Source organism: Paenimyroides ceti, assembly GCF_030409925.1.
Genome location: NZ_JAUFQU010000026.1, coordinates 1 through 12,679 on the forward strand (window position 1 = coordinate 1; position 12,679 = coordinate 12,679).

The 12,679-nt window shown below is 37.1% G+C and carries 10 protein-coding genes and 1 pseudogene; 5 read left to right on the top strand and 6 right to left on the bottom strand.

All coding sequences use genetic code 11. The annotated features are described in order from the left end of the window. Window positions 1–98: 98 nt before the first annotated feature. From QW060_RS19730 to QW060_RS19755, 6 genes are all read right to left on the bottom strand, one after another. The gene (locus QW060_RS19730) at window positions 99–2,312 is read right to left on the bottom strand and encodes an aspartate kinase (protein WP_290364990.1); all 2,214 of its coding nucleotides are present in this window, start codon (window positions 2,310–2,312) and stop codon (window positions 99–101) included. Beyond that, the gene (locus tag QW060_RS19735; RefSeq protein ID WP_290364991.1) at window positions 2,287–2,877 is read right to left on the bottom strand and encodes a homoserine O-acetyltransferase family protein; all 591 of its coding nucleotides are present in this window, start codon (window positions 2,875–2,877) and stop codon (window positions 2,287–2,289) included. The genes QW060_RS19730 and QW060_RS19735 overlap by 26 nt, the downstream gene beginning before the upstream one ends. A gap of 110 nt (window positions 2,878–2,987) precedes the next feature. Next, window positions 2,988–3,278: a hypothetical protein gene (locus QW060_RS19740; RefSeq protein WP_290364992.1), complete on the bottom strand. Its 291-nt coding sequence runs from the start codon at window positions 3,276–3,278 to the stop codon at window positions 2,988–2,990. A 547-nt stretch (window positions 3,279–3,825) separates the two neighbouring features. Continuing rightward, the gene (locus QW060_RS19745) at window positions 3,826–4,536 is read right to left on the bottom strand and encodes a tRNA1(Val) (adenine(37)-N6)-methyltransferase (protein ID WP_290364226.1); all 711 of its coding nucleotides are present in this window, start codon (window positions 4,534–4,536) and stop codon (window positions 3,826–3,828) included. A 55-nt stretch (window positions 4,537–4,591) separates the two neighbouring features. After that, window positions 4,592–5,119 (bottom strand): ribosome maturation factor RimM, encoded by a 528-nt coding sequence (gene rimM, locus QW060_RS19750; protein ID WP_290364225.1) that lies wholly within the window; start codon window positions 5,117–5,119, stop codon window positions 4,592–4,594. Between the two features lie 17 nt (window positions 5,120–5,136). Continuing rightward, window positions 5,137–5,664 (bottom strand): 30S ribosomal protein S16, encoded by a 528-nt coding sequence (locus tag QW060_RS19755; protein WP_290364777.1) that lies wholly within the window; start codon window positions 5,662–5,664, stop codon window positions 5,137–5,139. A 230-nt stretch (window positions 5,665–5,894) separates the two neighbouring features. Between QW060_RS19755 and QW060_RS19760 the strand changes: the two genes are divergently transcribed. From QW060_RS19760 to QW060_RS19780, 5 genes and pseudogenes are all read left to right on the top strand, one after another. After that, on the top strand, window positions 5,895–6,407 hold the full coding sequence (locus QW060_RS19760; protein WP_290364224.1) for a DUF6252 family protein: 513 nt from the start codon (window positions 5,895–5,897) through the stop codon (window positions 6,405–6,407). A gap of 109 nt (window positions 6,408–6,516) precedes the next feature. Then, window positions 6,517–11,038, top strand: a pseudogene (gene dnaE / locus QW060_RS19765) (DNA polymerase III subunit alpha). 104 nt (window positions 11,039–11,142) lie between these two features. Continuing rightward, window positions 11,143–11,460 carry a thioredoxin gene (gene trxA, locus QW060_RS19770; RefSeq protein ID WP_290364222.1) on the top strand — a complete coding sequence of 106 codons (318 nt, stop codon included), beginning with the start codon at window positions 11,143–11,145 and terminating at the stop codon, window positions 11,458–11,460. Window positions 11,461–11,596: 136 nt separating this feature from the next. After that, window positions 11,597–12,334: a PstS family phosphate ABC transporter substrate-binding protein gene (locus tag QW060_RS19775; protein ID WP_290364993.1), complete on the top strand. Its 738-nt coding sequence runs from the start codon at window positions 11,597–11,599 to the stop codon at window positions 12,332–12,334. Between the two features lie 141 nt (window positions 12,335–12,475). After that, on the top strand, window positions 12,476–12,679 hold a 204-nt coding region (locus tag QW060_RS19780), incomplete at its 3' end, for a hypothetical protein (RefSeq protein ID WP_290364994.1).

The window sequence follows — 12,679 nt, forward strand, 5'->3', positions numbered from 1 at the left end:
GATTTTATTTCTGTAAAATCACCTACATTTTTTACCACTTGTGCATTACAAAAGCTAATGCACATCAATAATACCGCTATATAAAATTTCTTCATGTGTTATTCTTTTACCTGTTTTATTAAAGTGAAATCTAATTGTTTTTTTACCAGATCGGCATTTTTAACTTTTACAATTACCTCATCTCCCAGTTGCAGAATGTTTTTACTTACTTCTCCTACAAGAGCATATTGTGTATCATCAAACGTATAATAATCATCTTTGATATCGCGAATACGCACCATTCCTTCACATTTATTTTCAACAATTTCCACATATATTCCCCATTCGGTAACTCCCGAAATAACCCCTAAAAATTCTTCATCTTTGTGATCTTGCATGAATTTTACCTGCATGTATTTGATACTGTCCCTTTCTGCATTTGCTGCCAGATTTTCCATTTGTGAACAATGAACTGCTTTTTCTTCCAGTTCTTCCTGACTTATGGTAGCACCTCCGTCAAGATAATGTTGCAGCAGACGATGGGCAATAACATCCGGATAACGTCTGATCGGTGAGGTAAAATGCGAATAATAATCGAATGCCAATCCGTAATGGCCAATGTTTTCAGTAGAATAGGCTGCTTTGCTCATGCTTCGAATGGTAAGGGTATCTACCATGTTTTGTTCCTTTTTGCCGGAAACATTAGTAAGCAGTTCATTCAGCGATTTGGAGATGGTATCTTTTGATTTAAAATTAATACTGTAACCAAATTTATTGATGACCGATTGCAGGTTAAATAATTTGTCCTGATCCGGTTCATCGTGAATGCGATAAATAAATGTTTTCTTTTGTTTGTTTAACAGGAGGTTTCGGGAATTGGCAATGGCAAAAACAACGAGTTTCAACTGTTTCTTGGTTTCAATGTTTTCAGTGTTTTGAAGTATCTGATCAATCAGTGTGCCCCCAACGGAACCATGGCCGAAGATGGCGAGATTTATTTTTTTTGAAACACCAAAAATTTGCCCGTGAATCACATTCAATGCTTTTTTGGTTGCTTCTTTTTTTACAACAATACTTACATTTCTTCCGGTAACCGTATTATTAAACAAAATCGGAATGATCTTATTTTGAATCAAAGCATTATAGGGCTTGTGAAAAGTACTGAGATCCTGTCCGATAATAGAGATAACGGCTACTTCATCATCAATAGAGATATGGTTGACATCACGCGTATAAAAATCCGTTTCGAATTCCTTTTCTAAAGCGAGAACGGCTTCGGTAGCCCGTCCTTTTTCTACAATAAATCCAAGTCCTCTTTCTGAAGAACCTTGTGAAATCACGCTGACACTGATGTTTTTTTCTGAAAGGGCGGTAAATATTCGTGCATCTACACCGGCTTTACCCAAAAGACCTCTGCCTTCAAAGTTGATAAGCGCTACATCTGCGAGTACAGACAATGATTTAATGCCCGAAAGAGTAGGCTCAGAAGAAATAAGAGTTCCGTTTTCCTCTGGTTTAAAAGTATTGAGAATGCGCAACGGAATGTTTTTTTCGATAAGCGGTACAATTGTTTTGGCGTGCAATATGGAAGCTCCGAAATTGGCAAGTTCGTTGGCTTCGTTAAAATGCAGACGTTCTATTTTCTGAGCATCACTTACCCAATCCGGATTGGCTGTAAAAATGCCGTCAACATGCGTATAATTCTGTAATTCTTCAGCCTCAAGATAATTCGCCAGTAAAGCCGCGGAATAGTTGCTGCCATTTCTGCCCAGAGTAGTGGTTTCATTATGAAGGGTTGCTCCGATAAAACCTGTAACCACAGCAGTTGTTCCTTTGTCTAAGCTGCTGAAATGCGCTATGGTTTTTTGTCTTGAAACGGATGCAATAGGCTGTGCATTTCCAAAAGTATTATCTGTTATAATCAGTGACCTGCTATCTGTAAAAACAGCATTGATCGCTTGCTCCTGAAGTTTTTTGGTAACTATTTTTCCTGAAATCAGTTCTCCCTGAGCGAGAACACTGTCTTTGATTTTAAGGCTATAATCTCCTAAAAGGTGTACACCCTCAAAAATTTTTTGCAAAAAATCAAACTCATGGGTTAGGTCAATCCCTTTATGTTGAGGTTGCTTTTTAAAAGTTTCGAATAGGAGCGTGAAATTTTCCTGCTTTGCTGCCTGCTCTAATATCTTTTCAAGAACATCAGTAGTATCTCCGAAAGCAGAGACAACTACAGCAATGGATTCTTTTTGAGCTCTGTTTTTAATAATGCTAATGACATGGTCAAAAGCACCGGTAAAGGATAGTGATTTACCCCCGAATTTTAATATTTTCATCTTCTTTAAAATGTTGGTTTAGTAAGGTATGTAACTGTTGGTATTCTATAAGAAAAGCATCGTGTCCGTGAATGGACATTATCGTGCTGTAACAGATGTTTTTATATCTTTTTTTTAGATTCCGGTAAAATTCAAACTGTTCAGCCGCTGGAAACATATAATCAGAATCAATTGATATGATATGAATTTTCATGTTTGTGGTTGCAATAAAATGGTCAATAGTCTCTTCTGTATGATGATTGCCTATTGTTTTTAGCAGATGATTCATCAGTTTATAGGAAGCCAGGGAAAAGCGTTTGTTTAATTGGTTTCCATGATAGTTGAGCCAGCTTTCAATCTCAAAAAGATTGGTTTCTTTCTGAAAATTACAATGAAATTTTTCCCGTAGTGATTCCGGAGTTCTGTACAGCAACATAGCGTGTTTTCTGGCATCTTCAACAGGATGTGAAGAATGGTTGAGAATGTTATCCTGAACCAGAACATTGCCGATAAGCCAGTCAGAAGCTTTATGGCTGCACGCTATGGGAAGCAGCTGATCAATAGCCCGTGGTTTGATAAAAGCCATTTCCCAGGCAATGGCACCTCCGATGCTCCCTCCGATGACTGCGTGTAATCTGTGTATATCCAGTTTTTCAAGGGCTTTCCAGAAAAGTTGTGCAACTATCTGAGTGCTTATTATTTTGTAATCAGAAATGATTGAAGCTTCATTTTCAGCAAAACCATTTCCGGGATATCAAAAGCAATGATGGTATATTTCTTTACATCAATAGTGATTTCTTCTCCTATTAACCGATTCCACCAGCCTTTGACTCCGGCTACCAGACTGTTGCCTGTCAATGCGTGATTGACCAGAATAACAGGTGCCGCAGCAATTTCTTTTCCAAAAACCTGATAGGTCAGTGAAAACGTTTTTTCATAACTAAGATTAATTTCGGCTGGTGAGATATCGATTTTTTTTACATTCATTTTTCTTCAGTATTACCAACAAAAAAGTCCCTGCTTTTGCAGAGACTTCTAAAATTTCAGATTCAAAAAATTACATAGAAATACTCTGCAGCCTCAGTTGCATCATTTTGTTCATTATTTCTATGGTATTTTTCATTTTGATGATTGTTTATTACAGATGCAAAGATTATAAAAATAAAAGCTATAATCAAATATTATTTAGAAATATTTTCTGAATAATGTTTTTATAACATCTTTAAAAAGAAAAATATTCTGTTTATTGTTGTTTTTTAGATTAAAATAGGGAAAGATCTTGGGTTGCTATGATATATAAATGGAAACTGATCATAACAACAGAATAAAAAAATGATGAGGTAGGAGAGCGTTTTTAAAAAAGTATAAAATTTCAATCTTCAGTTCCTAATATTCAGTGTATCGGGAACTTATTGAATGATTTTGAATAAAACATTCTTTGCTGAGTATAATAAAAATACCCGAATTGTTTATCATCAGTTCGGGTAGTGAGTGTATCGGAAACTTGTGGGCGTTTCAATAAAAAAAGAACCCATTACATTTTGGTATAAAAATCTTTGGTAAGTTCAATATATTCAGGAGTGTATCGGTGTCTTTCTATTTCAATTGTAAGTTCAGTAATAACCGGTTCCTGCTCCATACGGGTAAAGGCAAGCAGTGAACGTTTAATTTCTGCTTCAGGATGTCCTTTTACGCGAGTGATTTTTAAAGGATATAATTCAAATTCTTTACAGATGGCAATAAGGCGTTTTTCTTCCTTAAAGGGGATGATAACAGAAAATATACCATGTTCAGAAAGTAATGCTTCAGTACATTCCACCAGTTCTTCAAAGGGAAGTGCTTGTTCAAACCGGGCTAAATCACGTTGTTGATCTCCCGACGAATAGTTTTCAGTATAAAAAGGCGGATTAGAAACAATAAGATCATAAGATTCTTCTTCAAATACTTCTTCTGTAAATTCATCCAGAGCCGCATGATAACCAAACAGGCGGTCATTCCACGGACTGTTTTCAAAATTTTCTACGCCCTGCTCAAAAGCATTTTCATCGATCTCCAGGGCATCAATTTGTTCAGCCTGACTGCGTTGTGCCAGCATGAGTGCCAGTAAGCCGGTACCGGAACCAATATCTAAAATGGTGTAAGGGTTATTGATCAGAGGTGTCCATGCACCCAGTAAAACGCCGTCAGTGCCTACTTTCATAGCACAGCGATCCTGTTGAATGCTGAAGTTTTTAAATGAAAACATATTTGAAGATTTGAACTTCAAATTTCCATATTAATATTGGCTTTAACAAAATTATTTAATTGATATATAAATCAACTAATCCGTTAGGAGTATCTAAGTGTAGGGTTTTGTTTTTACGATCAACTTTGATAATGAAATCATCAATCATAGGGACAAGGATTTCCTTGCCGTTAAAGTCAATTTCAAAAAGTGCCTGAGCATTTGAATCGTTGACTCTTACAACTTTTCCGATATAGCCAAGCCGTTTGTCCTGAACTTCGAAATCTACAATTTCGTGAAAGTAAAATTTGTCGCCTTCCAGTTTTGGCAACATCTGTAAAGGAAGATATACGTCACATCCGATGATGCGGTCTGCTGCTTCTTCCGAAAACATATCTTCAAACTGAACTCTGAGGAAGTTGTTTTTGTGAATAGAGGCAGAGAGAATAAAAAATGGAACCAGATGTCCGTTGAATTCAACGAACACTGATTCCAGATTTTGATAAATTTCAGGCTCGTCCGTATCTAAATATACGAGGACTTCGCCTTTAAAACTAAATTTTTTAGCGACTTTACCTAAATAGAAACAATCTTTTTTATGCATTATAATCGCTGAAAAAATTAAGCTTCAGTTTCTTCTGTGTTTTCTTCAGCAGCAGGAGCTTCTTCTTCAACAGCAGGAGCTTCAGCAGCAGCTTTAGCTTCTAATGCAGCTTGAGCTCTTTTTGCGTTCACTTCTTTCTCAGCTTCCAAAGCTTTTGCTTTAGCAGCCGCTTTGTTGTCAGCTAATCCTGTAGCTTTAGCAGATACTTTGTTTTCTTTTTCTTCAACCCACTTAGCAAATTTCTCATCAGCTTGTTCCTGAGTTAAAGCTCCTTTACGAACACCTCCGTTTAAGTGGTGTTTCAATAAAGCACCTTTGTAAGAAAGAATTGCTTTTGCAGTATCAGTTGGTTGTGCTCCGTTAGATAACCATTTTGTAGCAGCATCGATATTTAAATCGATTGTTGCAGGGTTAGTGTTTGGATTGTAAGTTCCGATTTTTTCTAAGAATTTACCATCTCTTTTTGCACGTGCATCAGCAGCAACAACCCAATAAAAAGGTTTCCCCTTTTTACCGTGTCTTTGTAATCTAATTTTTACAGACATAATCTCAATTGATTTAATGGAGGTACCCGACCTCCTTTTTGTTATTAAATAAGTGTGCAAAATTACGTATATTTTTGGAATTACGAAATTTTTATGCCTTTTTTTTGCTTTCTAACTGCCTGTAAATAAGATGGGTTGTTAAAGTTAAAATTTTATTAAAAAAAATAATGTTGAATTGATAAAAAAGTCTATTTTTGTTTTTTGAGTTTTAGATAAAGATTTATTCGTATATGAAAAAAATAATAGTTTTTTTAACACTTGCGCTAACATTCGCAGCTTGTGAAGATGATGTGAAATTTAATGATCCCGCATTTCAGGCATTGAGTAACTATGATTTCTGGAGAGCAGATGCAAGTGTGGCTGAAGTTAAAGACGGTACTCTGAGAGTTTACGGAACAAACGGTGCAGAATCTTTATTGCTTAGAATACCGAATTACGGTTTCGGAAAAAGATATGATTTAGGGATTGATGATAAAAATGTAGCCGTTTTCAGACGAGTAATAGAAAAAGATACTATACGGTTCAAAACAGGAATCAATTTAGGTGGAGGATATGTGGTATTTGATGAAGCTTCAAAACAGGTTCCGGGGACTGTATCCGGTAGATTTGTTGTAGATGCTCCTAATACAAATATCGCAAACGATACCATGAAAAGCGTTTATTTACATGAAGGGGTTTTCTTTCGTATAAAAATGAGTGAAATTACAAATGGAATGCCGTCAGAAATTCCGGTTTTGGAATAAGCATTTCTTATAAAAAATCTTAAAAGAGCTGTTCGTATTGAACAGCTCTTTTTTTTGTCGTAAATTTGAATCTTACTTCGATCATAAATTTAAACTTTCTGATTTACCTATGTACTTAATATTTGATACAGAAACTACCGGATTACCAAAGAGTTGGAATGCTCCGATAACGGATGTGGACAACTGGCCGAGATGTGTGCAGATTGCCTGGCAATTGCATGATGAAATGGGGAATCTGGTGGAACATCAGGATTATCTGGTAAAACCGGAAGGATATGACATTCCTTTTGATGCAGAACGAATTCACGGTATATCGACGTTGCTGGCCACAGAAAAAGGTGTGAGTCTGCAATTTGTTTTAGAGGAGTTTAATAAAGCTTTGGAAAAGTCAAAATTCATTGTCGGGCAAAACATCGGTTTTGATGTCAATATCATGGGCTCGGAGTTTTACCGTAAGTCTACACCATCACCGTTAGATCAGATGCCGGTTCTGGATACCTGTACCGAGGTTACAGCTGAGTTGTTGAAACTGCCCGGAGGTAGAGGAGGTCGTTATAAACTACCGACACTTACTGAGCTGCATGCGTATTTGTTTGGAGTACCTTTTAGTGAAGCACATAACGCTACTGCCGATGTTGAAGCTACAACACGTTGTTTTTTGGAGCTCATCCGTAAAGAAGTTTTTACAAAAGAAGAACTGCAACAGCCGGAAAATTATTTTGAAGAGTTTAAAACTCAAAACCCGCAGCCTTTTCAGCTAATAGGATTAAAACATATTAATCTTAAAAAAGCTTCTGAAGAGATTCAGCGCCAATTAGAAAAAGCAGGTGTAATTTCTGAAGAAATAGAGGTTGTTTCGGAAGAAATAATGCGCGCCTTTGAAGCTGCAAATTATGCCCATTTGCACAACCACTCTCAATTTTCTGTTTTACAGTCTACTATTGGAATAAAAGATCTTGTAACTCTTGCCGTAAAAGAAAAAATGCCGGCTGTTGCGATGACAGATCATGGAAATATGATGGGGGCTTTTCAATTTGTGAACGCTGTTATGGCACATAACAAAGCAGCAGAGGCAAAAAATAAGGAACTGACTGAAAACGGGGAATTACCTACCGAAACCATTGTGAAACCTATTGTCGGTTGCGAGTTTAATGTTTGTGAAAATCATCTCGATCGTTCAAAAAAGGACAACGGTTATCAGGTGGTGATTCTGGCTAAGAATAAAAAAGGATATCACAATTTAGCCAAGATGGCTTCAATAGCTTACACCAAAGGATTTTACTATGTACCCCGTATAGACCGTGAGGTAATAAAAAAATACAAAGAAGATCTTATTGTTTTGTCAGGAGGACTACAGGGAGAAATACCGGGTAAAATTCTGAATATTGGGGAAAAGCAGGCGGAAGATGCACTATTATGGTGGAAAGAAGAATTTCAGAATGATTTCTATATAGAAGTGATGCGGCACGGACAAGAAGATGAAGACCGGGTTAACAAAACACTCATTGCTCTTGCGAGAAAGCACAACGTAAAACTAATAGCGACCAATAATACGTATTATTCAAGAAAAGAAGATGCCAATGCGCATGATATTCTTTTATGTGTAAAAGACGGAGAGAAACAGGCAACTCCTATCGGACGTGGACGCGGATATCGATACGGAATGCCTAATCAGGAATATTATTTCAAATCTACAGCTGAAATGAAAAACCTGTTTAGAGATATTCCGGATGCTATTATCAACATCAGTGAGATAGTAGACCAGATAGAGCCTTATTCTTTATATCGTGATGTATTACTGCCAAAATTTGACATTCCTGCAGAATTTCAGCATGCAGAGGATGAGATAGACGGAGGAAAAAGAGGTGAGAACAGCTATCTGCGATACCTTACATATGAAGGTGCAAAGAAAAGATACAAAGAAATAACACCCGAGATTACGGAGCGTTTGGATTTTGAGTTGGTTACCATAGAAAAAACCGGCTACCCGGGATATTTCCTCATTGTGCAGGATTTTATAGCAGCAGCAAGAACTATGGGAGTTTCCGTGGGACCCGGAAGGGGGTCTGCGGCAGGATCTGCTGTAGCTTACTGCCTTGGGATTACCAATCTTGATCCGATAGAGTATGATCTGCTGTTTGAGCGTTTTTTAAATCCGGATCGTGTATCCATGCCCGATATTGATATCGATTTTGATGACGAGGGAAGAGGACGTGTAATGGAATATGTGATTGAGAAATACGGATCTAATCAGGTAGCGCAAATCATTACGTATGGAAAAATGGCTACCAAATCAGCCATCAGAGATACAGCCCGTGTTTTAGATTTGCCTTTGGCAGAATCAGATCGTATCGCCAAACTTATTCCGGGAATGATGCCGAGTAAATGGAATTTGTCACGCTTTATTTCTGAAGAGCTCAATGCAGTAAAACAAGCGGTAAAGAGTGATGAATTTGAAAGAGTAGCTGAACTGATACAGTTGGCAAAAACCGATTCACTGGCAGGTGAAACCATACAGCAGGCAAAAGTACTCGAAGGATCGATGCGAAATACAGGTATTCATGCCTGTGGAGTAATCATTACACCTGATGATATTACCAACTTTGTTCCGGTAACAACAGCAAAAGATTCTGACCTGTACGTTACTCAGTTTGATAACTCCGTAGCAGAAAGTGCCGGCTTATTGAAAATGGACTTTTTAGGTCTGAAAACCTTAACGCTGATCAAAGATACCTGCAAAATTGTAAAATACCGATTGGGAATTGATCTTGATCCGGATAATTTTCCGATTGATGATCAGAAGACATACGAATTGTTTCAAAGAGGAGAAACTGTGGGGGTGTTCCAATACGAATCTCCCGGAATGCAAAAATACATGCGCGAACTGAAGCCTACTGTTTTTGGTGATCTTATTGCGATGAATGCACTGTATCGTCCGGGCCATTAGAATATATTCCTTCTTTCGTACGGCGTAAGAATGGCGAAGAACCTATTACTTACGATTTGGATGCCTGTGAAGAGTATTTAAAGGAAACCTACGGAATTACGGTTTATCAGGAACAGGTAATGCTACTGTCTCAAAAACTTGCGGACTTTACAAAAGGTGAAGCCGATGTATTGCGTAAGGCAATGGGTAAAAAACAGAAAGATGTACTTGATAAGATGAAGCCTCAGTTTGTGGAACAGGCGGCTAAAAAAGGACATGATCCAAAAATTCTTGAAAAAATTTGGAAAGATTGGGAAGCTTTTGCTTCGTATGCTTTCAATAAATCGCACTCCACCTGTTATGCCTGGGTTGCGTATCAGACAGCCTATCTAAAGGCGCATTATCCGGCAGAATACATGGCAGCTGTATTGTCCAATAATATGAATGATATAAAGCAGGTAACATTCTTTATGGAAGAGTGTCAACGAATGGGATTGGCCGTTTTAGGACCTGATGTCAATGAATCGGTATATAAATTTACAGTAAACGAAAATTATGCGATCCGTTTTGGAATGGGAGCCATAAAAGGGGTTGGTGAAGGTGCTGTGCAAACTATTGTAGAAAACCGGCAACAAGGACCTTACAGATCTATTTTTGATCTGGCAAAACGAATTGATTTAAGAGCCGCTAATAAAAAAGCTTTTGAAAATTTGGCCTTGGCAGGCGGATTTGACTGTTTTGAAGAAACGCACCGTGCGCAATATTTTTTTACGGAAGGTGATGCTATAACCTTTTTGGAAAAAGCCATGAAATACGGTGCTAAATTTCAGGAAAATGAAAATTCATCACAGGTAAGCCTTTTTGGAGAAGCAAGCGAAGTGCAGATTCCGGAACCTGTAATACCGAGTTGTGATGAATGGACAACTATGGAAAAACTTGCCAAAGAAAAAGAAGTGGTTGGAATCTATATATCCGGGCATCCTTTGGATGATTTTAAATTTGAAATGAAATACTTCTGTAATGTAAAATTGAGCCAGCTAAAAGACCTGACGCCTTTTGTAGGAAGAAATGTTACGTTTGGCGGTATGGTATCCAACGTACAATTCAGAACTTCTGCCAAAGGAAAGATTGGGCAAGCTTTACAGTTGAAGGCTATGAAGACAGTATGGAATTCAGGATGTTTAATGAGGAATACCTCAAATTCAGACACTTTTTACTGAATAATACCTTTGTGTATTTCAAGCTCTTTGTTAAAGATGGATTCGTTAAAAAAGATTCAAATGAAAAAACCGAACCGCGCATTCAGTTTGTAGAGTTGAAACTTCTGAATGAAGTAATTCCTACTTATGCAAAAAAACTGATTATTCAGATCGATATTCAGGAGCTCAAAGCGCATCAGGTAGAAAAAATAAGAATGCTGCTTGATGAAAACAAAGGATCAAAGCCGGTAACATTTGAGATATACGAATTGGAAAAAATTCAGCAGAAAATAGAGAATGAAATGGTCAATCGTTTTCTTGAAGAAACGGATATTGATCCGATTGAACTGGATGAGAATACGATAAATGAAGAGGCTATGCTGCCCAAATTTGTTTATCAGAAAAAGAACGTATTGGAAATGCCGAGTAAGAATACGCGCATTGAGATTTCAGCCGAATTGTTAGAAGCACTGGAGAGCCTTCAGGTTCAATTCCGCTTAAATTAATAGTTTTTAGTAACGTATGTATAGAGAAAACTTATAACGATGAGCTTGACACATTTAAAATATTTAGTACATTTGTTATAATAGGAAAATAAAAATTAAAAGATATGGCATTAGAAATAACAGATGCTACATTTGAAGATGTAGTATTGAAATCAGACAAACCGGTTATCGTAGATTTTTGGGCAGAATGGTGTGGTCCATGTAAAATGTTAGGTCCGGTTATTGAAGAATTAAGCGGTGACTTTGCTGGTAAAGTAGTTGTAGGTAAAGTAGATGTTGATGCAAATCAGGATTTTGCTTCTAAATACGGTGTACGTAACATTCCTACAGTATTAATATTCCAGAACGGAGAAGTAGTAGGTCGCCAGGTAGGTGTTGCTCCTAAACAAACATATGTTGATGCAGTAAGTTCATTGCTATAATATATTTGTTAAAAATAAATACATGAAAGCAGGCTTTTTAGCCTGCTTTTTTTGTGGAATTAACCGTTTGATGTTTTTAAAGAAACTATTTCTTAATACGGGAAGGGTATTTTTGTTTTAATTTAAATAATGCATCATGTTGCGGAATTTTACAATTCTTATTCTGGTTTCTGTTACCATCATGATTTCCTGTTTTTCGAATGAAAGTAAATATGTAGCTATTAAAGTACGCGGTTCAGATTCGGAAGTAAACCTCGTTCAGGCAATTGCTGAAAGTTTTATGGATCAGGATAGTTTGGTTTCAGTTGGTGTAACCGGTGGGGGTTCTGGAGCAGGAATCGCTGCCCTGATCAATGGAAAAACAGATTTGGCAAATTCTTCAAGAGAAATTACGGATGAAGAGTTGTTTTATGCCAGACAGAGAGGGGTAGAACCTTATGCTATTATTTTTGCACAGGATGCTTTGGCAATTGTGGTAAATGAGAATAATGGAGTTGACAGTCTTACATTAAATCAGTTAAGCGATATCTACAGAGGCGCTGTGAAAAACTGGAAAGAGTTAGGCGGAAACGATCAGAAAATTACACTCTACGGCAGACAAAGCAGTTCCGGCACTTATATCTATTTCAGAGAAAATATCGTAAAGAACGAGTATGATTTATCCATGATTGGGATGAGCGGTACTGCTCAGATAGTTGATGCTATCAAAGATGATAAAAATGGTATTGGCTATGTAAGTTCAGGCTATATCAATGAAAAGGTAATGGAAAGACTCAAAGTTATCAGCATAAAAAAAGATGCCCATTCCGTTGCTTATTCGCCTTTAGATAAAGAAAAATTATTTCAGGAGTTTATCCGATTACACGTCCTTTAATACAGTATACCAACAAAAAACCTCAGGGTAAACTACTGGAATTTGTACTGTATCAGTTTTCAGAAGTGGGAACTTCAATTATTCAGGAGAGCGGATTTTATCCGGTAGATACTCGATTAATCACCGCTAAACTGAGAAATAATGAATCATAGAGTTTTGGCTGACTGGATTATGAAGCGCTTGTTTACATTGACAGGCTATTTTACCATATTAATATTGATAGGTATTCTTTATTTGCTTTTTTCAAATGCTATAAAAGCGTTTTCCCATATTCCCTTTTCCTCTTTTTTTGATTTGCACTGGAATCCTTCTGCACATGGCGAACCATTGTACGGAGTTTTTCAG

Excerpts from the sequence above, each read along its gene's own strand:
- QW060_RS19730 (WP_290364990.1), bottom strand. The coding sequence starts at position 2,312 with ATGAAAATATTAAAATTCGGGGGTAAATCACTATCCTTTACCGGTGCT.
- QW060_RS19735 (WP_290364991.1), bottom strand. The coding sequence starts at position 2,877 with ATGGCTTTTATCAAACCACGGGCTATTGATCAGCTGCTTCCCATAGCG.
- QW060_RS19740 (WP_290364992.1), bottom strand. The coding sequence starts at position 3,278 with ATGAATGTAAAAAAAATCGATATCTCACCAGCCGAAATTAATCTTAGT.
- QW060_RS19745 (WP_290364226.1), bottom strand. The coding sequence starts at position 4,536 with ATGTTTTCATTTAAAAACTTCAGCATTCAACAGGATCGCTGTGCTATG.
- rimM (WP_290364225.1), bottom strand. The coding sequence starts at position 5,119 with ATGCATAAAAAAGATTGTTTCTATTTAGGTAAAGTCGCTAAAAAATTT.
- QW060_RS19755 (WP_290364777.1), bottom strand. The coding sequence starts at position 5,664 with ATGTCTGTAAAAATTAGATTACAAAGACACGGTAAAAAGGGGAAACCT.
- QW060_RS19760 (WP_290364224.1), top strand. The coding sequence starts at position 5,895 with ATGAAAAAAATAATAGTTTTTTTAACACTTGCGCTAACATTCGCAGCT.
- trxA (WP_290364222.1), top strand. The coding sequence starts at position 11,143 with ATGGCATTAGAAATAACAGATGCTACATTTGAAGATGTAGTATTGAAA.
- QW060_RS19775 (WP_290364993.1), top strand. The coding sequence starts at position 11,597 with ATGTTGCGGAATTTTACAATTCTTATTCTGGTTTCTGTTACCATCATG.